22 protein-coding genes and 3 pseudogenes are annotated in these 23,564 nt (G+C 67.9%); 12 read left to right on the plus strand and 13 right to left on the minus strand.

The window, feature by feature from the left end; genetic code table 11:
• Positions 1-173 precede the first annotated feature (173 nt).
• A complete protein-coding gene (gene cls, locus KIV56_RS02220; protein WP_281536043.1) occupies positions 174-1,583 on the minus strand; it encodes a cardiolipin synthase in 1,410 nt (469 codons plus the stop codon).
• A 408-nt stretch (positions 1,584-1,991) separates the two neighbouring features.
• On the opposite strand from cls, the gene KIV56_RS02225 reads away from it, so the two are divergent.
• The gene (locus tag KIV56_RS02225; protein WP_281534997.1) at positions 1,992-2,531 is read left to right on the plus strand and encodes a phosphatase PAP2 family protein; all 540 of its coding nucleotides are present in this window, start codon (positions 1,992-1,994) and stop codon (positions 2,529-2,531) included.
• Between the two features lie 32 nt (positions 2,532-2,563).
• Positions 2,564-3,298, plus strand: coding sequence for a phosphatase PAP2 family protein (locus KIV56_RS02230; protein ID WP_281534998.1), 735 nt, complete (start codon positions 2,564-2,566; stop codon positions 3,296-3,298).
• A 25-nt stretch (positions 3,299-3,323) separates the two neighbouring features.
• Here KIV56_RS02230 and KIV56_RS02235 read toward each other — a convergent pair.
• From KIV56_RS02235 to KIV56_RS02250, 4 genes and pseudogenes are all read right to left on the minus strand, one after another.
• Positions 3,324-3,695, minus strand: a pseudogene (locus KIV56_RS02235) (DUF1206 domain-containing protein); the annotation flags it as partial.
• On the minus strand, positions 3,680-4,072 hold the full coding sequence (locus KIV56_RS02240; protein ID WP_281535000.1) for a DUF1206 domain-containing protein: 393 nt from the start codon (positions 4,070-4,072) through the stop codon (positions 3,680-3,682). The pseudogene KIV56_RS02235 and the gene KIV56_RS02240, both read right to left, overlap by 16 nt.
• A gap of 126 nt (positions 4,073-4,198) precedes the next feature.
• Positions 4,199-5,377: a class I SAM-dependent methyltransferase gene (locus tag KIV56_RS02245; RefSeq protein WP_281535001.1), complete on the minus strand. Its 1,179-nt coding sequence runs from the start codon at positions 5,375-5,377 to the stop codon at positions 4,199-4,201.
• Positions 5,378-5,533: 156 nt separating this feature from the next.
• The gene (locus tag KIV56_RS02250; RefSeq protein WP_281535002.1) at positions 5,534-6,913 is read right to left on the minus strand and encodes an FAD-binding oxidoreductase; all 1,380 of its coding nucleotides are present in this window, start codon (positions 6,911-6,913) and stop codon (positions 5,534-5,536) included.
• 126 nt (positions 6,914-7,039) lie between these two features.
• On the opposite strand from KIV56_RS02250, the gene KIV56_RS02255 reads away from it, so the two are divergent.
• A complete protein-coding gene (locus KIV56_RS02255) occupies positions 7,040-7,402 on the plus strand; it encodes a TfoX/Sxy family protein (RefSeq protein WP_281535003.1) in 363 nt (120 codons plus the stop codon).
• Between the two features lie 461 nt (positions 7,403-7,863).
• Here the strand turns inward: KIV56_RS02255 and KIV56_RS02260 are convergent, their stop codons facing one another.
• A complete protein-coding gene (locus tag KIV56_RS02260; protein ID WP_281535004.1) occupies positions 7,864-10,335 on the minus strand; it encodes a GH36-type glycosyl hydrolase domain-containing protein in 2,472 nt (823 codons plus the stop codon).
• Between the two features lie 195 nt (positions 10,336-10,530).
• Here KIV56_RS02260 and arfB point away from each other — a divergent pair, with 195 nt between their 5' ends.
• The 3 genes from arfB to KIV56_RS02275 all read left to right on the plus strand — a co-directional run bounded on the left by arfB (position 10,531) and on the right by KIV56_RS02275 (position 13,061).
• Positions 10,531-10,953 carry an alternative ribosome rescue aminoacyl-tRNA hydrolase ArfB gene (gene arfB / locus KIV56_RS02265; RefSeq protein WP_281535005.1) on the plus strand — a complete coding sequence of 141 codons (423 nt, stop codon included), beginning with the start codon at positions 10,531-10,533 and terminating at the stop codon, positions 10,951-10,953.
• A gap of 34 nt (positions 10,954-10,987) precedes the next feature.
• Positions 10,988-11,464, plus strand: coding sequence for a GNAT family N-acetyltransferase (locus tag KIV56_RS02270; protein WP_281535006.1), 477 nt, complete (start codon positions 10,988-10,990; stop codon positions 11,462-11,464).
• Positions 11,465-11,660: 196 nt separating this feature from the next.
• Positions 11,661-13,061: an MFS transporter gene (locus KIV56_RS02275; protein WP_281535007.1), complete on the plus strand. Its 1,401-nt coding sequence runs from the start codon at positions 11,661-11,663 to the stop codon at positions 13,059-13,061.
• Between the two features lie 21 nt (positions 13,062-13,082).
• Here the strand turns inward: KIV56_RS02275 and KIV56_RS02280 are convergent, their stop codons facing one another.
• Positions 13,083-13,445 carry a hypothetical protein gene (locus tag KIV56_RS02280; protein WP_281535008.1) on the minus strand — a complete coding sequence of 121 codons (363 nt, stop codon included), beginning with the start codon at positions 13,443-13,445 and terminating at the stop codon, positions 13,083-13,085.
• 158 nt (positions 13,446-13,603) lie between these two features.
• Between KIV56_RS02280 and KIV56_RS02285 the strand changes: the two genes are divergently transcribed.
• The 3 genes from KIV56_RS02285 to KIV56_RS02295 are packed head-to-tail and all read left to right on the plus strand — an operon-like array spanning position 13,604 to position 17,428.
• Entirely contained in the window at positions 13,604-15,574 is a 1,971-nt protein-coding gene (locus KIV56_RS02285) for an amino acid transporter (RefSeq protein WP_432432593.1), read from the plus strand.
• Between the two features lie 59 nt (positions 15,575-15,633).
• Positions 15,634-16,497: a DUF4097 family beta strand repeat-containing protein gene (locus tag KIV56_RS02290; protein ID WP_281535009.1), complete on the plus strand. Its 864-nt coding sequence runs from the start codon at positions 15,634-15,636 to the stop codon at positions 16,495-16,497.
• A gap of 49 nt (positions 16,498-16,546) precedes the next feature.
• Positions 16,547-17,428 carry a hypothetical protein gene (locus tag KIV56_RS02295; RefSeq protein ID WP_281535010.1) on the plus strand — a complete coding sequence of 294 codons (882 nt, stop codon included), beginning with the start codon at positions 16,547-16,549 and terminating at the stop codon, positions 17,426-17,428.
• A gap of 17 nt (positions 17,429-17,445) precedes the next feature.
• On the opposite strand, the gene KIV56_RS02300 is transcribed toward KIV56_RS02295, so the two are convergent.
• Both KIV56_RS02300 and KIV56_RS02305 read right to left on the minus strand, forming a co-directional pair.
• The gene (locus KIV56_RS02300) at positions 17,446-17,715 is read right to left on the minus strand and encodes a hypothetical protein (RefSeq protein WP_281535011.1); all 270 of its coding nucleotides are present in this window, start codon (positions 17,713-17,715) and stop codon (positions 17,446-17,448) included.
• Between the two features lie 533 nt (positions 17,716-18,248).
• Positions 18,249-18,389, minus strand: a pseudogene (locus KIV56_RS02305) (DnaJ domain-containing protein); the annotation flags it as partial.
• A gap of 157 nt (positions 18,390-18,546) precedes the next feature.
• Here KIV56_RS02305 and KIV56_RS02310 point away from each other — a divergent pair.
• Positions 18,547-19,197: a DUF1345 domain-containing protein gene (locus KIV56_RS02310; protein WP_281535012.1), complete on the plus strand. Its 651-nt coding sequence runs from the start codon at positions 18,547-18,549 to the stop codon at positions 19,195-19,197.
• 37 nt (positions 19,198-19,234) lie between these two features.
• Here KIV56_RS02310 and KIV56_RS02315 read toward each other — a convergent pair whose 3' ends face one another.
• From KIV56_RS02315 to KIV56_RS02330, 4 genes and pseudogenes are all read right to left on the minus strand, one after another.
• Positions 19,235-20,080 carry an SMP-30/gluconolactonase/LRE family protein gene (locus KIV56_RS02315; RefSeq protein ID WP_281535013.1) on the minus strand — a complete coding sequence of 282 codons (846 nt, stop codon included), beginning with the start codon at positions 20,078-20,080 and terminating at the stop codon, positions 19,235-19,237.
• A gap of 8 nt (positions 20,081-20,088) precedes the next feature.
• Positions 20,089-20,253 (minus strand): hypothetical protein, encoded by a 165-nt coding sequence (locus KIV56_RS02320; protein WP_281535014.1) that lies wholly within the window; start codon positions 20,251-20,253, stop codon positions 20,089-20,091.
• Between the two features lie 108 nt (positions 20,254-20,361).
• A complete protein-coding gene (locus KIV56_RS19385; protein WP_348648534.1) occupies positions 20,362-20,685 on the minus strand; it encodes an SOS response-associated peptidase family protein in 324 nt (107 codons plus the stop codon).
• A pseudogene (locus KIV56_RS02330) lies at positions 20,621-21,061 on the minus strand (SOS response-associated peptidase); the annotation flags it as partial. The pseudogene KIV56_RS02330 and the gene KIV56_RS19385, both read right to left, overlap by 65 nt.
• Before the next feature lie 110 nt (positions 21,062-21,171).
• Between KIV56_RS02330 and KIV56_RS02335 the strand changes: the two are divergent.
• Both KIV56_RS02335 and KIV56_RS02340 read left to right on the plus strand, forming a co-directional pair.
• Complete coding sequence (locus tag KIV56_RS02335; RefSeq protein WP_281535015.1) at positions 21,172-21,882, plus strand: hypothetical protein; 711 nt, start codon at positions 21,172-21,174, stop codon at positions 21,880-21,882.
• Positions 21,879-23,516, plus strand: a complete 1,638-nt coding sequence (locus KIV56_RS02340) for a DNA polymerase Y family protein (protein WP_281535016.1) — start codon at positions 21,879-21,881, stop codon at positions 23,514-23,516. Before KIV56_RS02335 ends, KIV56_RS02340 begins: the two co-directional genes overlap by 4 nt.
• The last annotated feature ends 48 nt before the right edge of the window (positions 23,517-23,564 follow it).

The following is a 23,564-nucleotide window of genomic DNA, read 5'->3' on the forward strand; positions in this document are numbered from 1 at the left end:
CGGATCGGATGCTCAGCGATTCTTGCGATATAGGCAGCCTGCAGTTTGCTGACAGTGGCCCAAGGACTCATTCCGATGCGTTCCCGATCGTGCCGCCCGAGTCCTGAAGAACGACTGACGTACCTGCCCTCTCGTTGTGCGACGGGCGCGGGAGTGATCGCGCTATGCGGCGGTCATTGGACCGTTGCCGTGAGCCGGCTGAGGTTGTCCAGGACTTGTGTGCGCAGCGGCCGCTCGAGCCACTCGTCGAGGAGCACCTCCCGAGAATGGGTCCGGTAGTCGTCCTGAATGCTGCGCAGCGCGTCGACGAAACGTCTCCCCCGGACGAGCAGCGAGACTTCGAAGTTGAGGCTGAACGAGCGCATGTCCATATTGCTCGACCCGATCACCGCGACTTCATCGTCGACAGTGAAATGCTTGGCATGTAGGACGACCGGTTTCTCGTACAGGAAGATGCGCACGCCCGCCCGCAACAGGGTCTCGTAGTACGAGCGTTGTGCGTGGTAGACGAGGGCCTGGTCGGCGACTTCGCAGGCGTACAGGTGCACCGTTACTCCCCGTTCCGCGGCCGTCGTGATCGCGTAGAGCATGGAGTCGTCGGGGACGAAGTAGGGGCTGGCGATGACGAGTCGTTCCTGGGCCGAGTAGAGCAGGGCGTTGAAGACCCGCAGGTTGTTCTCGCCTTCGAATCCGGGCCCACTCGGGACGACCTGGCAGTCGAGGGTGTCCTCGGTGGTCACTGAATAGATCGGGTCTGCCTCACGGGTGAGGAGATCTTCCGTCTCGGAGTACCAGTCGGTGATGAAGATCGCGTTGACGCCCGCGACGACGGGGCCTTCCAGCCTCACCATGAGATCCTTCCACCGGAGGTTCCGTCTGATATTTCCCCTGGTGTTGTAGCTGGGGTCGACCATGTTCTGCGAGCCCATGAATCCGACGATTCCGTCGATCACGAGCACCTTGCGGTGGTTTCGCAGGTCCGGGCGCCGCCATTGCGTTCTGAAGGGATGGAAGGGCAGCATTTCGTGGGAATCGATGCCGACGTTCCTCAGCCAACGGCGGGTCGCCCGGCCCTGTGGGCTCCGGATCGTCGAGATGTGGTCATAGAGAACCCTGACGATCACACCCCGTTCATGGGCTGCCAGGAGGGCGTCGAAGAACGGCATCGTCGTCCGGTCCCGGCTGAGGATGTAGAACTCCACGTGCACGTACCGTTCGGCCCTCATCACTTCCTCGGTCATCGCGGCGATCGACTCCTCGTAGTCAGGCAGAAGCACAGCGTCGTTGCCGCCGACGAGCGGCATGGCGCCCAACGTGTGGTTCAGTTCGACGACGGATTCGAACCATTGGGGCCAGGTCTCCGTCTTGGAGACCTGGTCGAGGCCGGCGGTCGTGCCGAGGATGTAGTCGTTGATGTCCTGTTGCTTCTCGCGCCGTGTCTTCGGGAGCCTGGTGCTGCCGAACAGGCTGAAGAGGACCGCTCCCGGGATCGGCGCAATGAAGATCGCCATCAGCCAGGCCATCGCCGACGTGGGACGGCGGTTCGGCGGAATCCTGATGACCGCCCCGACGCGGATGGCCATCTCGATGACGAGGAGCGCGATCGGCAGGGCCTTGGGCAGCTTTCGCAGGTTCACTCTGGAAGTCCGATCTGACGGGCGGCCGCGCGGATTCACGTGTCCCCACCTTAGTTGGGTCGACGGTACCCCGGGAGGTAAGCTCGCTTCACCTTCGATCACCGCACGAGCATGGTGACCGATCGGTGCCCATCAAACGATCCTTTGGCTGGAGTCATGGCCGGTAGTTCGACAGAACGCTCGGATGCAGCGCCCGGTGTGCGTCCTGAAGGTGCGGCAACGTCGGGTGCACGCCGCGTCTCCCGGCGGTGGCCCCTGATCAGTGGCCTCGCAGCCGTCGCCCTGGCGTGTGCGCTGGGCGCTCTGATTGCAACCCGCGACCATGGGCTGCCGCTGTCCATCGACGTGGAATGGATGAGGGAACTGGTTGAGAATCGCGAACCCCTCTGGCAGGTCCTGGCACTGTCGATGGACTTCCTCGGAGGAGGCGTGGTGGCGACCCTCGTCGTGCCGGTGCTCGTCGCCGCCGCACTCTTCCTGGCCCGACGTCCCTGGGCGGCGGCTTACTACCTGGTCGCGACCATCGTCACCGGAGCGGGCGTCCAACTCCTGAAACAATTCTTCGGACGCGCACGCCCAGAAAATTTCCTGACGAACCTCGATTTCGGGTCTTTCCCATCGGGCCACGTTGCCAATGCCGCGACGATGGCGGCCGTCCTGGCGATTCTCGCACCGCGGATCTGGGTCGTAGCCGCGGGGACCGTCTACACGGCCCTCATGATGATCAGTCGCACCTATCTGGGTGCCCACTGGCTGACCGATACCGTGGGCGCCCTGCTGCTCGGAATCGGCGTCGCAATTGTCGTCTGGGCACCGCTCGCGGCCAAGCTCGACGGTGAACGCGCACTTGCCGTGGATCGCCGGTCACGTTCGACACACCGTGGTGCCTCGTGACTTCTCCCCACACCGATGACGAGCGGCCTACCGTGCGCGGCATCCGCTCGAGATTCATCGCGGAGGAGCGCGTGCTGGGACCCGACTCACGCCGGCGACTCTATCTGACGTCGATGATCCTCGCCGGTTCCGGTGCCGCCTGTTTCCTGGCGATCCTCGCCTCCGTTCTGCTGCACGGTGGACTGACCGGCGTGGACGCGCCTGTGCAGGACTGGCTCTTCGGACTGCGGTCGCCGACCATGACGGCGGTCATGATCGGACTGGCGATCCTTTTCGGGCCCGTCGCCCTTCCCGGCCTCCTGCTCGTCGTGTGTGTGGTCTGGGGCATCGTCGGCAAGCACGCCCGACGTCCACTGATCCTGGCATCGGCCATGTTGGTCGGAGTCGTGCTGGCGCAGCTGATCGGCCATGCGGTGGACCGCCATCGGCCGCCGACCGATCTCATGCTGTTCGGCCCCGATCCATCCTTTTCCTTTCCGTCCGGACACGTCCTGGGCGCGTCAGACTTCGTCCTGTTGACCGCATATCTCGTGTTCTCCCGTCGTGGAAGCATCCGCGGCGCATGGGCGGGCTTCGGCTTCGCGCTCCTGTGCATCGTCGCCGCGGCGGTCAGTCGCGTGTATTTGGGCTACCACTGGGCAACGGATGCCCTGGCATCCGTCTCGCTGTCCCTGGTGATTGTGGGCGGCGTGATCGCCTACGACACGTGGCGAAGCCTTCGGGCTTCCGATGAGCCCAAGATCACGATCCCGCCTGCTGCGGACTGACCTGGACCCGCGTGAACCTCAGATGTCAGAGCCGGGCGCGCCAGGCCCTGACGAAGCAGTACAGCCCATACGCAATCAGACCCGCCCCCAGAGCAGACAGGATAAGCCCGCCGAACGGGAGAGCGACGAGGGACCTCAGCGCCCCATCCAGACCGGTCGATTGGCTCGGGTCCAGGGTTATGGCCGCAACCACGATGAGGACCGCCACGACACCCAACACAATTCCCTTGGCGACGTAGCCGACGATTCCCAAGCCGAGGACAACCTTTCCAGCAGACCCGCTCGGCACCGAGATATCTGCCGTGAACTTCTGCAACGCACCCTTGCGCACGAAGTAGACCCCGATGGCCAGCACGAGGAGACCCCCGGCCAGGAGGACGATCACGCCTCCTGGCGCCGCAAGAAGCGATGCGCTGGCATCACGGGTACTGCCGGCGGAACTCGTCGCTCCCCCTGCGCGAAGGTGTACGCGGTACCCGCAAGGAGTAAGTAGACAACCGCCTTGCCGACTTCAGTGACGCGCCGGGACCACTTACGTTTGGGGTCTGCGCCGCGCATCAGGAACGCTCCCAGAAGCAGCCAGAGCCCGAGAGCAGCCATTCCCGCGACCACAACCCACAGAACGAATACTCCGCCCGGGCTCGTCGCGAGCTGCCCGAGAGCACCGGACTGGTCTGCACTACCGCTTCCGGCGCCAACCGCGATAGCGATGGCTATCGCGGCGATGAGGATGTGCAACAAGCCGTTGACGGCGAAGCCCAGACGGGCAAGCATCTGCAAAGCGCGGCTGTTCTTTGCTGTGCTGGCAACGCCGGCCGCTGAGTTACTGATCACGCCTCAGCTTAGGACGACATCGGTTCTCCGGACCATCATTCTTCCCCAACGAGCTTCCCCAACGAATCAGGGCGTCCACCACGGTCGTAGGGGCAGGTCAGTGAGGCCCTCAGCGCCTGACGGCTTCACAGCAAGGACCTGGTGCAGCTGGATTCCCCCGGTCTCGAAGGCGAGCCGTGAGCCGGCCATGTACAGGCCCCACACCTTCGCGGTCTGCAGCCCGACCTCGGCGACTGCCTCATCCCAGTGCTCGACGAGGTTGGCGCACCAGTCCCGCAGGGTCGGTGCGTAGTGCTGGCGCAGGTTCTCCTCGTGCAGCACCTCCAGGCCGGTGTCCTGTGCGGCGCTGATGATGCGGCCAGAGCCGGTGAGCTCGCCGTCGGGGAAGACGTACCGGTCGATGAACCCGCGGGTGGACGCCTCAGAGTGGTTGTCCGGGCGGGTGATGCAGTGGTTGAGCAGGAGCCCGCCCTGGCGCAGGCGGGACTGCAGGAATTCGAAGTACGCGGGATAGTTGCGCACGCCGATGTGCTCGAGCAGCCCGATCGACGACACGGCGTCGAAGCCGGTGTCGGCGATGTCGCGGTAGTCGCCGAACCGGACCTCGGCGAGGTCGGCCAGGCCCTCCTCGGCGATCGCACGCTGCGCCCAGCCGGCCTGCTGTTCCGACAGGGTCACTCCTGTGGCCCTCACGCCGCGGCGGGCGGCGTAGCGCACCATGCCGCCCCAGCCGCAGCCGACGTCGAGCAGCCGGTCGCCCGGCTTCAGCCGCAGCTTCTCGAACACCAGCCGGTACTTGTTCTCCTGGGCCTCGTCGAGGGACGCATCCGGACCCGGGTAGCACGCGCACGTGTAGGTCATCGACGACCCGAGCACCCACTCGTAGAAGGTGTTCGAGACGTCGTAGTGGTGGTGGATCGCCTCTGCGTCCCTGCCCTTGCTGTGCCGGAGTCCCCCGGCGATCCGGCGCCAGCGCGGCGGTGCCTCCAGTTCCGGCGGTTTGATCGGGCGCAGGTGCCCGACTCCGATCGAGCGGATGATGGTGGCCATCACCCGGGGCGACGGCAGCGTGAAGACCAGGTCGCCGGTGAGCGCTCTGAGAAGTTCGTACGGGTCGCCGGGGTGCACCCCGTGGATCTCGAGGTCACCGGCGATGTAGGCGCGGGCCAGGCCCAGGTCGCCGCGGCCGGTCGCCAGGTAGGTCGTCCCCCGCGGCGTTCTCAGGCTCCAGCCCGAGCGGTGCATCCGGCGGGCCGGCCGAACTCCCGTCGTAGGCGGTGAAACGGAGCGGGAGCCGTCCGCCGGCCAGGATTTCGAGGATCCCGGCGAGGGCGAGCTTCCCCTCCGCCTCCGACGTGCGAGCCCCTTCCGTGGCTTCCGAGGATCGCTGCTGGAACGTGGTCATCGTCGTTGCACCGCCTTTGCGTAGAGATCGAGGAGACGTGAGTCGGGGTCGTAGCGGTTCTTGACGCTCCGATAGGCGTCTCCGCCATAGAGTTCATCGAATCTCTCCGGAGAGTAGTACGAGTCGGAGTAGAGCGACTTGTGGCCGTCGAGCTCGCTGACCGCAGCCTCGATCAGACGGTTCGTCGCCCCTTCGATGGACCCCACCGGTACCGTCGACCAGAATCCGACGTTGACATAGGTCTGCCGGGGCCGCAGCGGGTAGAGCGGCCAGTCGCCGTCGTCACGCAGCCTCAGCGGGCAGAGCCAGATCGGTTCGATCGGCACCGTGTCCAGGAACCAGCCGAGGAACTCCGCACATCGCTCGATCGGTATCTCGACGTCCTGCACGACCCGTTCCCGGGGCGGACGATTCCGGAGTCGCTCGAGGCGATCGCCGATGTGGAATCGCTGTTCGTAGCGCATCAGCTTCCCGTAGAAGCTGCTGCGCCGAAGCGTTTTGGGCCACAGCCTGCGCACGAGCGGACGCTGGGCACCGAATGCCTCCGAGCACCAGAACCAGTCCGTGTCCCACCGCCACAGGTAGTCGTGGATCGTCAGCCGGTCGACCGTGGTGCCGTCATCGTGCTGGATGGAGCGGTAGTAGATCTTCTGGCCGGTGTAGTCGCTCACGGGGCCGGGCGCCGCGGTCTGCGTGCCCAGGCAGAGGTAGCTCTCTGTGGCGCTGAACACCACGCCATCGAGGTAATCGACGCGGTGACCGTCGAATTCCCCGGTCGCGACGATTCGGCCCATCGCCGCGACGAGGTCGGGAAGCGAGTGGAACCGAACGTGCCGGATCTCGACGAAGGGTTCCACCGGCTCCAGCTCGATGCGCAGGCGCACCGCGTAACCGAGGGTGCCGTAGGAGTTGGGGAAGGCACGGTAGAGGTCATCGTGCTCGGTGGGCGAAGCGGTGACGACCTCGCCCGTTCCCGCGAGGATGTCCAGCTCCAGCACCGACTCGTGCGGGAGTCCATTGCGGAACGACGTCGACTCGATGCCCAGGCCCGTGACCGCACCGCCGAGGGTGATCGTCTTCAGCTGCGGCACCACGAGGGGCGCCAACCCGTGCGGCAGCGTCGCGGCGACGAGGTCGGCGTACGTGCACATGCCGGCCACGTCGGCCGTCTGCGCCTCCGGGTCGACCGCGATGACGCCGGTCAATCCCGACGTGTCCAGGCCCGGTGCGTCCGGCTTCGTGCGTGACCGGAACAGGTTCGAGGTGGGCTTGGCCAGCCGAACGGATGCCGCCGGCGGGACCGCCCGGTAGCTCGCGAGGAGTCGCTCGACGCCGGCGGCGTGAGCGGTGCGTGCGTCGATCGCAGGAGTGGTCACGCCGCCAAGCTAGTCCTTCGTCGGCGAGCCCGCTGACGACACCTTCGGACTCGCGTTTCGGGCCGCGTTGTCAAGCGAATCCCGGAGAATCGCAGCGCAGGGTTGACGACCGGGTGAGACTGGGGCATGCAGATTCCTAAGCCGACCGACGAGGTCAAGGAGCTCTTCCGCTCGGTCGTTCCGGACGGGCCGTCCGTGGTGGTCAAACCGATGTTCGGCAATCTGGGGGCGTTCGTGAACGGGAACATGTTCGCCGGCCTGTATGGCCCGGCCATCGGCATCCGTCTGTTGGATGCGGCGTCGCAGCGGGAGCTCCGGGCTATCGAGGGCACAGGCCCGTTCGGACCGGAGGAACGCCCCATGGGCGGGTACATCGCCCTGCCGGAGGTGTGGAAGTCGGATCCCGACCGTGTCTCGGAATGGATGGAGACAGCGTTCACCCAAGTCAGTGAGCTGCCCGCCAAGCAGCCCAAGATCCGAAGGAAGTAACCGCCACTCGGTATGTGACCGTGGTGGACGGCCTGCAAGAAGCGGGTGGACGTGGACAGGCCTCTCAGATCGGTTTCGACGGTAGCCTCAGCGACCGTGACATCGACCGTCACTCCGATCCCGAGCGCCCGAAGGGCACGGGCTTGGGCTGCGGAATCGCGTGCGGCGTCCCGTGCGGCCGCCTCGATGCGACGTGAGAACGCCTCAAGCCAGGCGCCCAAGTGCAAACTCATCCAACCACGACGGGAGCAAGAATCAATCCGAGGCAGAGAAGGATTCACACCGCGACGGCCAAAGGAAACATTGCCGACGTCCTGCGCGCTTCCCGGCCGTTGACCGACTGGCTCGACGCCCACGTCGGCCCAACACGATTAGAACGGCGCCGCCAACCGGCTGGCCGCACCACCCGGGTTTCGCTTGACCGCTGAGCGAAAACCGGGTGGGAGACCGGGCCTTTGTCGCTACAGGGTGGCGCGCACCTGCACGACGCTGCCGGCCGGGGCGTACGGCACCGTGCGGCCGTCGATCGCCACTCCGTCGACCTCGAGGCTCGCGCGGGACCCCTCACGGCCCGAGTTCGCCACCGTGATGACGTAGGTCGCACCGCGGGCGCGCCGGGTGACGGTGAATTCCGCGACGTCCGGCCCGAGCTGCGGGTCGACGACCAGGCCGTCGTAGTCGGTGCGCACGCCCAGGAGGTACTGAGAGACCGTCACGAAGTTCCACGCCGCCGTTCCGGTGAGCCAGGAGTTCTTGGCCTCGCCGTGGCGGGAGGCCTCCTTGCCCGCGATCATCTGCGCGTACACGTACGGCTCGAGGCGGTGCACCTCGGAGATGTCCTCCCGGTACGCGGGCGTGATCTTGCGGTAGTGGTCGAAGGCCTTGGCGCCGCGGCCGAGGACCGTCTCGCCGATGATGACCCACGGGTTGTTGTGGCAGAAGATTCCGCCGTTCTCCTTGTAGCCCGGCGGGTACGTCGAGACCTCGCCGAGCTCGATGCGGTAGCTCTTGTACGCCGGGTACTGCAGCACGAGTCCGTGCTCGGAGCCGAGCAGGCGGTCCACGGAGTCGAGGGCGCGGAACGCGGGGCTCGTGGCGGACGGGGTTCCGTCCGCGTTGTGCTCGACGCCGACGCCGGCGAGGACCGCGAAGCCCTGGGGCTCGATCCAGATCCGGCCCTCGGTGTCTTCGTGGGTGCCGACCTTGTTGCCGTAGAAGTCGTAGGCGCGCAGGAACCATTCGCCGTCCCAGCCGTCCGTGAGCAGAACCCGGCTCATGGTCGCAGCGGCCTTGCGGGCGCGGTCGGCCTGCTGGGTGTCGCCGCCGCGTTCAGCGATGGTCGCGTACTGTCCGGCCGCGAGGACGAACTGCGCTGCGATGAAGGTCGATTCCGCAACGCCGCCTGCCTGGTTCTCCGTGGTCTGGAAGGACTCGCCCGGCGTCGTCGAGAAGCAGTTCAGGTTGAGGCAGTCATTCCAGTCGGCGCGCCCGATCAGGGGCAGGCCGTGCGGGCCGAGGTTGTTGAGGGTGAACTCGAAGGAGCGCGTGAGGTGGGTGTACAGCGTCTGCGCGAGCGCGTCGTTATTGTCGAACGGCACGACCTCGTCGAGGATGCTGAAGTCCCCGGTTTCCTTGAGGTAGGCATCCACCCCGATGATCAGCCAGGCCGGGTCGTCGTTGAAGCCGCTCCCGAGCTCGTTGTTTCCGCGTTTCGTGAGCGGCTGGTACTGGTGGTATGCCGACCCGTCCGGAAGCTGGGTGGCGGCGATGTCGAGGATGCGTTCGCGTGCGCGGTCCGGGATCAGGTGCACAAAGCCGAGCAGGTCCTGGGTCGAGTCTCGGAAGCCCATCCCGCGCCCGATTCCGGTCTCGAAGTAGGAGGCCGAGCGGGACATGTTGAACGTGACCATGCACTGGTACTGGTTCCAGATGTTGACCATCCGGTTGAGCTTGTCGTCCGGCGAGGTCACGGTGTACGCGGAGAGCAGGGTGGTCCAGTATTCCCCCAGGGCCGCGAACGCGGCATCCGCCTTCTCGGTGGTGTCGAGGCGGGCGAGCAGTTCGTGTGCCCGGGTCTTGTTGACGACCTGCTTGGCGTCGTCGGCCCACTTGCCCTGGCCGTTCTCCTCGGTGTTCTCGACGTAGCCGACCACGAACACGAGCTCGCGGGTCTCGCCGGGCTGCAGGGTGGAGTCGACCTGGTGCGAACCGATCGGGTACCATCCGGACGCCATCGAGTTCTGTGCCGTGCCGGCGTTCGGGACCTTCGCCTCGGCCAGGGTCTCGTAGAGCCCGACAAAGGTCTCCCTGTCGGTGTCGAAGCCGGCGATCTCGGCGTTCACCGAGTAGACGGCGTAGTGGTCACGCCGTTCCCGGTATTCCGTCTTGTGGTAGATCGTGCTGCCCTCGACCTCGACCTCGGCGAGGGAGAGGTTGCGCTGGTAGTTGGTCTGGTCGTCCTGGGCGTTCCAGAGGCAGAACTCGAGGTAGGAGAAGAGGGAGAACGTCTTGACGTGGTCCGAGGTGTTGGTGATCGTCACCTTCTGCACCTCGGCCGTCTCGCCGAGGGGCACGAAGTAGAGCGTGGAGACGCGCAGGCCGCCGCGCTCGCCGGTGATGCGGGTGTAGCCCATGCCGTGCCGGGTCTCGAAGAAGTCGAGGTCCTTTTTCATCGGCAGCCAGCTGGGCGTCCAGACGTCGCCGCCGTCGTTGATGAAGAAATATCGTCCGCCGGAGTCGGTGGGAATGTCGTTGTAGCGATACCGGGTGAGGCGACGCATCTTCGCGTCCTTGTAGAACGTGTACCCGCCGGCCGTATGAGAAATCAGGGAAAAGAAATCTTCGCTGCCCAGGTAGTTGATCCACGGGTATGGCGTGAGCGGGGTCTCGATCACGTATTCCCTGGCCTCGTCGTCGAAATGACCGAACCTCATGTGTGCACCTTTGCGATATGCGGAGAACCGGATGGCGATGGGTTCCAAAATAGTGGACTCCAACGACGAACCAGACCCAAACCTTGTGAGAGCGCTCTCATTGGCGCCCGCGGCTACTCTAGCAAAGGAAGTCACCGGGGTGCCACACCGCACGCACTGCGCATGCACTTCGCCCGGGTGTGACACGCTGGGACCATGGATCTGGAGGTGTCGCCCGCGCTCACGATTCCCGCAGCGGAACTGGGCTGGCGGTTCTCGCGGTCGCCGGGACCGGGCGGGCAGCACGTGAACACCTCGGACAGCCGGGTCGAAGTGTCCTGGAACGTCGCCCTGTCCCCGACACTGTCCGAGGACCAGCGGGCACGGCTCATGGTGCGACTCGACAGACGACTTGTCGGCGGAGTGGTCACCATGGCCGCATCGGAGCAACGATCCCAGCTCAGGAACCGCGAGATCGCCCTGACCAAACTCGCCGAACTCGTGGCCACGGCCCTCGCTCCGGATGCTGCTCCCCGCCGGGCCACCAAGCCGACCAGGGGCTCGACCCGTCGTCGACTCGCGAACAAGGAACAGCGTTCGGCGACGAAACAACAGCGCCGGAAGCCGTCGGAGGAGTAGCGCCGGTCAGCGGGAGGTCCCGTACGCTGATCGGATGAAACCGATCCGTCCCGCCGTGCCCGCCGATGTTCCCGAGATCCTCAGGCTGGTCATCGAGCTCGCCGAATACGAACGCGAACCCGACGCCGTTGCCGCGACAGAGGAGGGGTTCCTCACCGCCCTCTTCGGCGACGACCCCGCGGTCCATGCATTCGTCATCGACGGCGACGAGGCCGGGACCCTTGCCGGGATGGCCGTGTGGTTCCTCACCTTTTCGACCTGGGAGGGCGTGCACGGCATCCATCTCGAGGACCTCTACGTGCGCCCGGCCTATCGCGGCAGCGGTCTCGGTACCGCGCTGTTGACCGGCCTCGCGGCACTCTGCGTCCAGCGCGGGTATGCGCGCCTGGAATGGGACGTCCTCGACTGGAATGCGCCCGCCATCGGCTTCTACGAGTCGCTCGGCGCCCGGCCCCTCGACGGGTGGACGACGTACCGCCTCGACGGCGAGGCGTTGCTACACTCGACCTAGACTTCCGTTCGCACATAACCAAAGCGACCGGACGAGCGCTGGTTGAGACAGTGCAGGAAGGCCCCCGGATTCGTCCGGGGGCCTTCTCTTTGCCTCAGGTCGAATGTGCCCCTGCCCGAGTTCTTATTCCGGAATGGGAATGCCGGACCGCCCGTAAGGATTACATCCCTCGTACCGAATTGACGACGGAGGCCGAATGAGCACCACTGAAGTAGGTTTCCGGTCCGCGCGCGGCCCGATCCTGATCGCCCTGATGCTCACGACGGGACTCGTGGCGATCGACGCGACAATTCTCGCGACCGCGGTGCCGACGATCGTCGGCGACCTCGGCGGCTTCGCCCAGTTCCCGTGGCTGTTCTCGATCTACCTGCTCGCCCAGGCCGTCTCCGTGCCCGTGTACGCAAAACTGTCCGACACGCTCGGCCGCAAACCGATCGTGATGATCGGCATCGGGCTGTTCCTGCTCGGCTCCGTGCTCTGCGGCCTGGCCTGGAGCATGCCCGCCCTGATCGCCTTCCGGGCGATCCAGGGCCTGGGAGCCGGCGCCGTGCAGCCCATGGCGATCACGATCGCCGGTGACATCTACACCGTCGTCGAACGTGCGAAAGTGCAGGGCTACCTCGCGAGCGTGTGGGCGATCTCCTCGGTGGTCGGCCCGAGCCTCGGCGGGATCTTCTCGCAGTTCCTGTCCTGGCGCTGGATCTTCTTCGTGAACATCCCGTTGTGCCTCATCGCGGCGTGGATGCTGCAGCGCACCTTCCACGAGACCATCACGGTCCGCCGCCACCGGGTCGACTACCTCGGCGCCGTCCTCCTGACCGCGGCGCTCACCCTCCTGATCCTCGCGGTGCTCGAGGGCGGCCAGGCCTGGGCCTGGGACTCCGTGCCGAGCATCGCGGCCTTCTCGACCGGGGCGGTGCTCCTCGTGCTGTTCGGCTTTGCGGAGCGTCGGGCCGCAGAGCCGGTGCTCCCGCTTTGGGCGTTCAGCCGGCGCCTGCTCCTCAGCACAGCGCTGATCTCGGTCGGCGTCGGTGCGATCCTGATCGGGCTGACCTCCTTCGTGCCGACCTACCTCGAGGGTGTACTCGGCACGCCGCCGCTCGTCGCCGGCCTCGCCCTCGCCGCCCTCACCATCGGCTGGCCCATCTCGGCGGCACTCTCAGGCCGGCTGTACCTCAGGATCGGATTCCGGAACACGGCGCTGATCGGTGTCTCGATCGTGCTGACCGGTGCCCTGATCCTCGCGGGGACGGCCCGCACGCCGCTTCTCGGCGTCACCGCGCTCAGCTGTTTCGTGGTGGGACTCGGCCTCGGCCTCGTCGCGACTCCCACGCTCATCGCCGCGCAGTCGAGCGTCGAATGGAACGAACGCGGCGTCGTGACGGGTGCGAACCTGTTTTCCCGGTCCATCGGCAGCGCCGTCGGAGTCGCGATCTTCGGGGCAGTGGCGAACGCGATCATCGGCGCCTCGGCATCGGGCGTGCGGGATGCCGCAAGCGTCCAGGCGGCATCCGCTGCGGTCTTCGTCGCGGTCGCGATCACCGCTGCGCTGACGGTGGTCGCCGCGGTGTCGATGCCCCGGCGCACCCGGGCCTGAGGCAGGCCCGGTCAGGAAGTATCAGGGAGTCTCGTCGACGATCCCGATGAAGCGGGTGCCGACACCGTCGACCTCTGTCCGGCTGAGCCCGGCCGCGGGCTCCGGCAGTTCGTCCGCGCCATGGTCGTCACAGGTCAGGTAGGTGAAGGCAGGCCACCACTTCTTCGGGCGGGCCGCCTCCGAGAAACCGCAGACGTCGCAGCGGAGTTCAACCCAGACGGGTTTCTTGCCCGTTCGGTTGGCCCGCGACTGCACGAGCCAGTCAGGCGGGTTGCTTTCGATCTGGGCCAGTTCCGCCTCGGTGAGGCGCGCAGGGAGGTCGTGTCGTTGCGCCATCTCGAGCGGAATATCCAGGCGCAAGGCGGCCATTCGTCTCGTAATCATCGTGTTCAAGGATAATCGCCGCTGGCCGGGAGTGCACTCCAGGTCGCCACCCCGGCCTCCGCCGGTGCTTCGGGGCTTCCGACCGTGTCCGCGGGCCGTGCAGGCGCGTAGGATAATCTCTGCACTGCGCGACCTCCACACCAGTAAGGGCCCCTCGTATGCCTCACTCCTCGACGGAGGCCGGCTCCACCGCGGCTCCCCGCACCGTTCCCACCCGGCGGGACCGTTTGTCGCACTGGCTCCTGCAGGACAGTGAGCGTCCGCACCAGGGCCCGCACGCCCGGACCGCGGAGAAGACGCACAGCTGGTGGCGGGTCATGTGCCTCACCGGCGTCGACTATTTCTCCACGCTCGGCTACCAGCCGGCCATCGCCGCGCTCGCGGCCGGCCTGCTGTCCCCGTTCGCGACGATCGTTCTCGTCCTGCTCACGCTGCTCGGTGCGCTCCCCGTCTATCGGAGGGTCGCCCGGGAGAGCTTCAACGGCTCCGGTTCGATCCACATGCTCGAACATCTCCTGCCCTGGTGGGCGGGCAAGCTCTTCGTCCTGGCCCTGCTCGGCTTCGCGGCAACCGACTTCATGATCACGATCACGCTCTCGGCGGCGGATGCCACGGCCCACGCCATCGAGAACCCGTTCGCCCCTGAGTGGTTCCACGGCAACGAGATCGGCATCACCCTCGCCCTGATCTCGCTCCTCGCGATCGTCTTCCTCAAGGGGTTCAAGGAGGCGATCGGCATCGCCGTCGTGCTCGTAGGCATCTACCTCGCGCTCAACCTTGTGGTGGTGTTCGTCTCCCTGGCGCAGATTGCGAGCCAGCCGGTGATGATCACCGACTGGTGGAGCGCCCTCAACGCCCAGCACGGTGACCCGTTGATCATGGTCGGGATCGCCCTGATCGTCTTCCCGAAGCTCGCCCTCGGACTCTCCGGCTTCGAAACCGGCGTCGCCGTGATGCCCCAGATCACCGGGGACCCCAGCGACACCCCCGAGCGCCCCGCCGGGCGCATCCGAGGCGCCGGCCGACTGCTGACGACGGCCGCCGTGATCATGAGCGGCTTCCTGATCCTGACGAGCTTCATGACGACGTTCCTGATCCCGCAAGCCGAATTCCAGCCCGGCGGGCAGGCCAACGGTCGCGCGCTCGCGTACCTCGCGCACGAGTTCCTCGGCCCAGTGTTCGGAACCGTGTACGACATCAGCACGATCTGCATCCTCTGGTTCGCCGGGGCGTCCGCCATGGCCGGACTGCTCAACCTCGTGCCCCGCTACCTGCCGCGTTACGGCATGGCGCCGCAGTGGGCCCGCGCCGTGCGGCCGCTCGTGCTCGTGTTCACCGCGATCGCATTCATCATCACGGTCGTCTTCCAGGCCAGCGTCGATGCCCAGGGCGGCGCATACGCGACGGGCGTGCTCGTGCTGATCACCTCGGCGTCCGCCGCGGTGACCCTGTCTGCCCGCCGGCAGGGCCAGCGCAAGCGCACGATCGGTTTCGGCGCCATTTCCCTCGTCTTCGCGTACACGACCGTGCTCAACATCATCGAACGCCCGGACGGCCTGCGCATCGCGGCGCTGTTCATCGCCGGGATCCTGCTGATCTCCCTGATCTCCCGGGTGCGCCGTTCCTTCCAGCTTCGGGCGACATCCGTGGTCCTCGACGAGACGGCCCTCGCGTTCGTCAAGGCGGATGCCACTGACGGTGCCGTCCGGGTCATCGCGAACGAACCCGATGACGGCAGCGAGCACGAGTACCGGCACAAGGACCGCGACGAACGTCGCTACTCGCACATTCCCCGAGACTCCCAGACGATCTTCCTCGAGGTGCACGGCACGGACTCCTCCGAGTTCGAGGAAGACCTCCTCGTTCGCGGCGTGGTCAAGCACGGCTACCGGGTCCTCGAGGTCTACAGCGGGAACATCCCCAACACCCTGGCTTCCGTGCTCCTCGAGATCCGCGATCTGACCGGAGTCGTCCCCACGATCTACTTCGAGTGGACAGAGGGCAGCCCGATCTCCAACATGGCCAGGTTCCTGTTCTTCGGAAACGGCGAGGTCGCCCCGGTGACCCGCGAGGTGCTCCGCGTCGCCGAGCGCGACGTCAAACGCCGACCGGCGGTGCACGTCAGCTGACCCGCTGCGCCAGGCCTCCTGCCGCGCCGGGTGAGCGCGACCCGGGTATGGTCTGCTGCATGAGCGCGAGTGCGACACCGCCGGCACGACCACCGATACCGCCCCCGAGCGCCCAGGACCAGGCCGCCGCATCCTCGCAGCCGGCCCGGCGCCGCGGAGGACGGGCCGGCCTCATCGTTGCCGTGGTCGTGCTGGCGCTCGTCATCCTCGCCGGGGCCGGGCTGCTCGTCCTCCTGGTCACCGGCGGCGCGGTCGGCACGCCCGTCCATCTCGCAGCGGATGCCGAAGCCGGGTCGAGTGTTGACGTCCGGGTTCCGAACTCCGCCCTCCGTTTGGAGTCCAGCCCCGACGCCCAGGTGCACGTGCGTGCCGACGGCAGCTCCCTCGGTGCCACCCCCACGCTGGAGATCACCACGGCGAACGGCGTGACCGAGGTCACCGGAGGATGCCCGAACCAGTGGCTCGGCTTCTGCTCCCTGACCATGACCGTGGCCCTGCCCGCGGCCCTCTCCGTCACGACAGACGGGGTGAACGGGCAGATCGAAGTGTCGGGGCTCACCGGCGCCCTCAGGCTGACGACCACGAACGGAGCCGTCGAGACGACCGGCACGCTCGGCCGGGTGGAGGTCCACACCACCAATGGCGCCGTCAGGGTGCGCGATGCCGGTTCCCGCCGCGTGGTCGCCACGACCACGAACGGAGCCGTCGAGGTCGATTTCCGGGATGCCCCCGAGGCCGTCGAGGCCCGCAGCACCAACGGTTCGATCACGGTGCGGATGCCCGAAGCCGGACTCTCCTACCGCGTCGACGCGCGCACGACGAACGGGAACGTCGACACCGGCTCCATCCCGAGCGATCCCTCGGCGCGGCGCACCATCATCGCGCAGACCACCAACGGAGACGTGAGGGTCACGACCCGCTGACGCAGCGCCGGCGGGTCGTGGAACAGGCGGGCCATGAAACAATGGGGGCATGCCAGACAGCCTTCCTCCCCTCGGCCTCCTCCTCGACGTCGACGGGCCGATCGCCAGTCCGGTCACCCGGACGATCCGGCGCGACAGCATCATCGCCGACCTGATCACGCTCGCCGCCGCGAACGTTCCGATCGCCTTCATCACCGGCCGCTCGTCGCTTTTCATTCGGGAGCAGGTCATCTCGCCTCTCCTCGCGGCCGGCCTGCCCGAGACCATGCGCATGTACGGAGTGTGCGAAAAGGGCGCCGTCTGGTTCCCGATCACCGCGGCCGGAATGGGCACGGCCGTCGTCGATCCGAGCGTCGCACTGCCGACGGCGGCCGTCGACGCGATCCGTTCGCTCGTGCACAACCGCTTCGCCGACACGATGTTCTTCGATGAGACCAAGCAGGCCATGGTGTCCGTCGAGCAACGCACGGATGCCGCAGACGCGGACTACGCCGCGGCAGCGGCCGACTTCAACGACGCCTCCTTCGCGATCCTCACGGGCCTCGGGCTCGGGGTCCGCTTCGGCGACCGGGTCTCACCGGACGCGTCCGGCGCCGTACCGTTCCGGATCGATCCCACGATCATCTCGACGGACATCGAGTCCGTCACCCTCGACAAGGACCACGGTGCAGAACGCGCCCTCGCCTTTTTCGCCGAGTCCGGCCCGCTCCCCCGGGTGTGGCGCTCCGTCGGCGACTCCCGCAGCGACTACCTGATGGCCGACCACCTGCACACCGCCGGGTACGAGGTCGCCCACGTCGACGTGCGCCCGTCCGACGGGGTCCTCGACCGGCCGTACCCGGTGATCGTCGAGGGTGACCTGATTCACGACGCCGCCGGTGCGAGCTTCCTGTCCTACTGGGTCGACAAACTGGGTCTTCGCCAGCGCTGAATGACCAGGCCGAATGACTAGTCGGTGACGAAGCGGATGCCGTCCTGAAGGCGGCTGCGCAGCTCGAACACCTTCTCGAAGCTGCCGCGATCCATGCCGGGCAGCCCGTCGCGTAACAGGCCGACGAGCCGCGACCGTGGAATGATGACGACCGAGGGACGCCGTCCGCGACCGGGTATTCCCAGCGGCTCGGAGAGTGCGTCGTCGGGGAGCACGACCACGAGGGCGGTGAAGCGCACGCCGAGGGCGCGGGAGAGCGCGCGCGCGGCGTCCTCGAATTCGTGCACGGGACGGTCTTCCGGCCGCAGGGTCTCCGCGAGGAGCTCCCCCCGCGGCGGAGTTCGACCGGGGCGCCCCAGTCCTCGGAGAGGATCGCGAACAGGCCGGCCGGGCCGAGGACGACGTGGTCGACCGGGTCGGGGTGCGAGCCGGCGAGCACGTCGTGCCAGGCCGTGTAGCCGATGCCGAGCAGGGAGACGAGGTGGGCCGTCGATTCCTGGGCGAGGGCGCGGGCCAGGCAGTGCCGGATCTCGCGGGGCGCGGAGCGGACGAGCTGGGGCGCGTATGGATCCTCGATGACGGTGCCGCGGCCGACCCATTCGCGGAGGAGTTCGAGGTACCGTTGCCGGGCGTGGCCACCCGGGTGGCCGTACATCCGGGCGCGTGGACCCGTCGCCGCAGACGACGCACGCGGCGAGCCTGAACCGGTGGCGGAGCCGGTGTGCACGGTCCCCGGATCGTTGTCCGGGTACCGGCGCCGGTCGTAGTCCGCCCGGCTCTCGGGATTGCCGATCCGTTCCCACGCCACCTGCACGGCCTGGAAGTCGGCGGCGCGACCCCCGACATCCGGGTGGGTGAGACGCAGCCGCTTGCGATACGCGCGCCGCAATTCCTCGCTGGTCGCCTCCGGGCTCACGCCGAGCACCTCGTATGGCGATGCCGCGGCCGGGCTGTCTGACATCCTCGCGGTCTCTTTCGTTCGATCGTGTGCGGTAAGCCGCAGTTGTCCTGGGCCAGACCTGCGTCTGACGTTCTCTTCACCTTATCGAGCGATTCTGGCATCTCGCCCCACCCGTGCCGCTCACGGACTCCGGGCGGATCTGTGGGACGATCGGGCCATGAAGACCTGGGATACCCTGCGGGTGCGTCGCTCGAGCACCCGCCTGATCGTTATGGCCGTGATCGGCGTGGCCGCCGCATTCGTGGCGTCGATCTGGGGCGACTGGGTGCTCACCCCGATCGTGGGCTGGGCGGCAGCGTGCGTCACGTTCATCGGCTGGGTCTGGATCGTGATCGCGCCGATGGACGCCGCGACGACCGCGACCCACGCGACCAGGGAGGACCCGTCCCGGGGCGTGTCAGACCTGCTCGTGCTCCTGATCAGTCTCGCGAGCCTCGGCGCCCTCGGCCTCCTCCTCATCGAGACGCATTCCACGACGGGGGCGGCTCAGGTCGTGCTCGCCCTGGTGTCCGTGCTGAGCGTCGTCCTGTCCTGGACGCTGCTGCACACCTTGTTCACGCTCCGCTACGCCCGGCTCTACTACGAGGGAGCGGATGGCGGGATCGAGTTCAACCAGACCGAACCGCCGAGCTACGGGGATTTCGCCTACCTGGCATTCACCCTCGGCATGACCTTCCAGGTGTCTGACACGAACCTGAAGACGCACATCATCCGGATGACGGCGCTCCGCCACGGACTGCTGTCCTACCTTTTCGGATCGGTCATCCTCGCGACGATGATCAATCTCGTCGCCGGGCTGCTGCACTGATCTGATTCGGGCCAGGTGCGAGCGCCGGGCGGGCTGCTCAGCCGGCGAACTCGCGCACGGGCTGGCCGGTGACCCCCGCATCCACCCGGAAGAGAGACCCGGCGAGGGCCTCTTCGCCCTCGTCGAGGCCCTCCCGGGAGGTCGTGATGAAGAGCTCGTCGAGGTTCGGGCCGCCGAAGGTGCACGCCGTGACCCGGCTTGCGGCGACCTCGACGACGCCGTCGAGTCGGCCATCCGGCGTGTAGCGGTGCACGGCGCTTCCGCCGTACAGGGCCACCCAGACCCCGCCCTGGCTGTCCACGGTGAGGCCGTCCGGGAAGCCCGATTCCGCGGGGATCTCGGCAAAACTGCGCTGGCCGGTCAGGCCGGTCTCTGCGCTGTAGTCGAACACGGCGACCCGGCCGGTCGCGGTGTCGTTGTAGTAGGCCAGGGAGCCGTCGGGGCTCCAGTCCAGACCGTTGGAGATGGTCAGGCCGGTCAGGACGACGTCGACCGACCCGTCCGGATCGAGGCGGCGGAGCGAACCGGCGCCGTGCTTCTGGTCGAAAGCCATCGACCCGCAATAGAACCGGCCGTCCGGGTCGCACCCGCCCTCGTTCAGCCGGAGAAGCGGATCGCTCCAGAGGTCACCGAGCTCCGTGATCGTGCCGTGTGCGTCCTCGAGGGCGAAACCGCGCTGCAGGGCCAGGACGGCGCCGCCCGCGCGGCGCGGACGCACGGTCACGACCATGCTGCCGACGTGCCTGCGGTGCACGGTGTCGCCGTCCAGGGAGAGGATGTCTCCCGCGAACATGTCGAGCCAGCGCAGGCCGCCCCAGGACGGGGACCATACCGGACCTTCGCCGTGGAAGGCGAGAGGATCTGTGCGCTGTTCGGCCTGCACGGGGCGGCTCAGTCGCGCAGGATCTGGACGGGAATCGCGACCGCGAGGGCCACGCAGAGGATCCCGCCGAAGAAGATCGGAAGCTGGCCCGCGGTGACGGTGAACGCGAACCCGAAGAGCCAGAGTCCGAAGACGAACACGGCCATCGCGACGATGAAGGCGACAACGTTCATGGGAGGGGTCCTTTCCACACCGGCCCGGCCGTTCCGCGCCATGACGAGCGTAGCCGTTCGGACGACCGGTGCGTTGAGCAGGTCAGGCGACCGGTTCGGGCACCAGGTTCAGGCGACCGGTTCGATGAGTTCGGGACCGTCGCCGGTGAGCGGCGCGACCTCGTAGAAGGTGAGTCCCTCCACCGACTCCGCAGAGGCGCCGACGGCCGCATCCACGAACTCCTGGTCGCCGACGGTGTGCGGGTCGAGCCACTGGTCCCAGGTCTCCTCCGGCAGCACGACGGGCATCCGCTCGTGCAGGCCCCCTGAGACGGCCGCTCGCCTCCTGGGTGAGGATCGTGGCGCTGAGCACCCAGCGCGCCGGGTCGTCTTCCGCGAGGGCGGGGTTGCGCCACCACGCGTAGAGACCGGCGAGGGCCAGGGGCAGCCCATCGTCCGAATGAACGAAGTACGGGGTCTTGACCGCGCCCTCGGTGTGCCATTCGTAGTACCCGGTGGCCGGCACGAGGGCACGGCGTGACGCGAGCGACGGCTGGAAAGTGGCCTTCTCCCCCACGGTCTCCGACCGGGCGTTGAACGTCGGGAAGGTCGACACGAGCGCCGACGCGAACGAGGGCACGAGCGACCAGCGGGCCGACTCGAGCCTGCGCACGACGGCTCCCGATTTCGCAGACTCGAGAACGATCGGAATCCGCTCGGTCGGCTTGATATTCCACGACGGTTCGGGGAGGTTCTCGCCCTCATGCTCGACGTCGAACATCGCGGCGAGGTCCGGCGCCGTGTCCGTGATAATGAATCGACCACACATGGTCTCAGGCTAGCGCGGCCCACCGACACCCCGGTTCCCGGGCGTCGGCGGGGCCCCAGCGCGCCGCGGCCCCTCTTGACTTAATCGAATGTCTGTTCGAATATGGTGGGGTGTCCAGTCTTCCCGTCCCCCGCAGCGGACCCGGACCGCGAGAACTCGCGGCCGGGCTTCAATCGCGCATCCGCGGGATGGAATCCACTCGTCGGGGGCTCGAAACCCGTCCGGCCGCTGCGGGATTCTCTGGCCTTCTGCCGGGCGGCGCGCTCAAGCCTGGTTCGGTCTACACCGTCGACGGCTCCGTGTCCCTCGTGCTCGCCCTGCTCGCCGGGCCGTCCCTGGCCGGGTCCTGGTGCGGCGTCATCGGACTGCCGGACCTCGGCCCCGAAGCGGCGGCGAGCCTCGGAATCGACCTCGCCCGGCTCGTCCTGGTTCCCACGCCGGGCGACCAGTGGCTCACCGTCACCGCGGCGCTCGCCGACGTGCTCCCCGTCGTCGCCGTGCGGCCGACCCGGCGGGTCTCGGAGACCGAAGCCTCGCGTCTGGGTGCCCGGCTCCGGCAGCGCGGCTGCACACTCCTCGTCGCCGGCGACTGGCCGCTCGCGGAGGCGAGGCTCGCCCTGCGCACGAACACCTGGAGCGGGCTCGGCTTCGGACACGGCCACCTCACCGGGCGAGAGGTCCTCGTCGCCGCCTCCGTGCGCTCCGGCCCTTCCCGCACCGCACGGATGTCGCTGGGAGGCCGGCCGCCGGATGCTCCGGGAGCGCAGACAGCCGACCTCGACCTGACTCTCTCCGCACAGCGATCCAGCGAGGCGGTGTGACCGCGCTCGCCGACCCGACGATCGGGCGCCGGTCGGGTCCCGATCGCACCCTGGTGCTCTGGTGCCCTGACTGGCCCGTCACGGCAGCGCGGGTACGCGCCGGCCTCGCGGCGGATGCCGCGCTCGCGCTCGTCGACCGCGGAATCGTCTTCGCGTGTTCGCCCGTGGCGCGGGAGGCAGGGGTGCGGCGAGGACTCGCCGCACGCGAGGCCCAGTTCCGCTGCCCCGACCTCGTCGTGCTCGGCTACGACCGCGTGCTCGACGATCGGGCGTTCGAGCCCGTCATCGAGCGCCTCGAGGACACGACCCCCGGCGTGCAGGTACTCCGGCCTGGACTCTGCGCCGTCCGCTCCCGCGGACCCGCGCGGTTCTACGGCAGCGAAGAGGCGGCCGCGGCGGCACTCATCGCGTGTGTCACGGGTCTGGGGATCACCGGCGCGAGGGTCGGCATCGCCGATGGGACCTTCGCCGCAGAACAGGTGGCCAGGGAGGCCGGTTCAGCCCCCGTCAGGGTCGTCCCCTCCGGCGACTCAGCGGCATTCCTCGCCGTCCGCCCGGTCACGACGCTCGTCGAGACCGGGCTCATCGACAGGGAACTCGCGACCCTGCTCCGGCGCCTGGGCGTGCACACCCTGGGCGATTTCGCGGCGCTCCCCGACGACAGGGTCCGGCACCGGTTCGGGGCAGCAGCAGCCCGCGCCCACCGGATCGCCGGGGCGACGGACGACGGCCGCGTCGTGCCGCGTGTCCCGCCGCGCCACCGCGAGGTGGCCTTCGACTGGGAGCCTCCGCTCGACCGGGTCGACCAGGTCACCTTCGCCATCCGGGCGGGACTCGATGACTTCGTCAGCGCCCTCGCCGCCTCACGCCTCGTCTGCACCGAAGTCACGATCGAGGTATGCACGGAGGCCCTGGCCGGAGCGGGAGGCGTGCACACGCGTTCGTGGCGGCATCCGCGCTGGTTCACCGGCGCCGACATCGCGGACCGGGTGCGCTGGCAACTGCAGGGCGCCGGCCCGGGCACGAGCGAACTCGACGCCGCCATCACCCGGGTGCGCATCATCCCCGAGCGGGTGGACTCGACCGCGGATCACGAGCAGGGACTCTGGGACTCCGGGCCCGACGAGAGGATCCACCACGCGCTCACCAGGGTCCAGGGCCTGCTCGGCCACGACGGGGTGCTCACCGCGGTCAACGGCGGCGGCCGGCTGCTCAGGGACCGTCGGGTGCTCGTGCCGTGGGGGGATGCGGCGCCCGCCGCCCGAGTCCAGCCCGCCTCGGCGCGCGAACGCACCGAATCGGCGCCCTGGCCGGGCAGCCTGCCCGGGCTCTCCCCCGCCACCGTCTTCGCCGACCCGCCCCGGGTCCTGCTCGTCGCGCCGGACGGCGCCGCCGTCGGAGTCGACGACCGCGGCGTGCTCTCCGGCGCCCCGGCCTCCTTCTCGCCCACCCTTCGGCCGGAAGGCCTCGGCCCGGTCACGGCCTGGGCCGGTCCGTGGCCTCTCGTCGAGCACTGGTGGGATCCCGTCCGGACGAACCACTGCCAGCGCCTTCAGCTCGTGGACGGATCGGGCACGGCCTGGCTGCTCCTGCTCGACGCCGCCGGCTGGGTCGCCGAGGCGCGCTATGACTGAAGACCGTATGGCCGGGACGCGTCTTACCGAAGACCGTGTCAGTGAGAA

It is taken from the genome of Cryobacterium breve, assembly GCF_027594785.1.
In the GTDB taxonomy this organism is placed as follows: Bacteria; Actinomycetota; Actinomycetes; order Actinomycetales; family Microbacteriaceae; genus Cryobacterium; species Cryobacterium breve_A.

Excerpts from the sequence above, each read along its gene's own strand:
- KIV56_RS02310 (WP_281535012.1), top strand. The coding sequence starts at position 18,547 with ATGAAGACCTGGGATACCCTGCGGGTGCGTCGCTCGAGCACCCGCCTG.
- KIV56_RS02225 (WP_281534997.1), top strand. The coding sequence starts at position 1,992 with ATGAGGGAACTGGTTGAGAATCGCGAACCCCTCTGGCAGGTCCTGGCA.
- KIV56_RS02320 (WP_281535014.1), bottom strand. The coding sequence starts at position 20,253 with ATGAACGTTGTCGCCTTCATCGTCGCGATGGCCGTGTTCGTCTTCGGA.
- KIV56_RS02255 (WP_281535003.1), top strand. The coding sequence starts at position 7,040 with ATGCAGATTCCTAAGCCGACCGACGAGGTCAAGGAGCTCTTCCGCTCG.
- KIV56_RS02260 (WP_281535004.1), bottom strand. The coding sequence starts at position 10,335 with ATGAGGTTCGGTCATTTCGACGACGAGGCCAGGGAATACGTGATCGAG.
- arfB (WP_281535005.1), top strand. The coding sequence starts at position 10,531 with ATGGATCTGGAGGTGTCGCCCGCGCTCACGATTCCCGCAGCGGAACTG.
- KIV56_RS02245 (WP_281535001.1), bottom strand. The coding sequence starts at position 5,377 with ATGCACCGCTCGGGCTGGAGCCTGAGAACGCCGCGGGGGACGACCTAC.
- KIV56_RS19385 (WP_348648534.1), bottom strand. The coding sequence starts at position 20,685 with ATGGGCTGCCCCTGGCCCTCGCCGGTCTCTACGCGTGGTGGCGCAACC.
- KIV56_RS02240 (WP_281535000.1), bottom strand. The coding sequence starts at position 4,072 with ATGCTTGCCCGTCTGGGCTTCGCCGTCAACGGCTTGTTGCACATCCTC.
- KIV56_RS02280 (WP_281535008.1), bottom strand. The coding sequence starts at position 13,445 with ATGATTACGAGACGAATGGCCGCCTTGCGCCTGGATATTCCGCTCGAG.
- KIV56_RS02290 (WP_281535009.1), top strand. The coding sequence starts at position 15,634 with ATGAGCGCGAGTGCGACACCGCCGGCACGACCACCGATACCGCCCCCG.
- KIV56_RS02285 (WP_432432593.1), top strand. The coding sequence starts at position 13,604 with ATGCCTCACTCCTCGACGGAGGCCGGCTCCACCGCGGCTCCCCGCACC.
- KIV56_RS02270 (WP_281535006.1), top strand. The coding sequence starts at position 10,988 with ATGAAACCGATCCGTCCCGCCGTGCCCGCCGATGTTCCCGAGATCCTC.
- KIV56_RS02295 (WP_281535010.1), top strand. The coding sequence starts at position 16,547 with ATGCCAGACAGCCTTCCTCCCCTCGGCCTCCTCCTCGACGTCGACGGG.
- cls (WP_281536043.1), bottom strand. The coding sequence starts at position 1,583 with ATGGCCATCCGCGTCGGGGCGGTCATCAGGATTCCGCCGAACCGCCGT.
- KIV56_RS02275 (WP_281535007.1), top strand. The coding sequence starts at position 11,661 with ATGAGCACCACTGAAGTAGGTTTCCGGTCCGCGCGCGGCCCGATCCTG.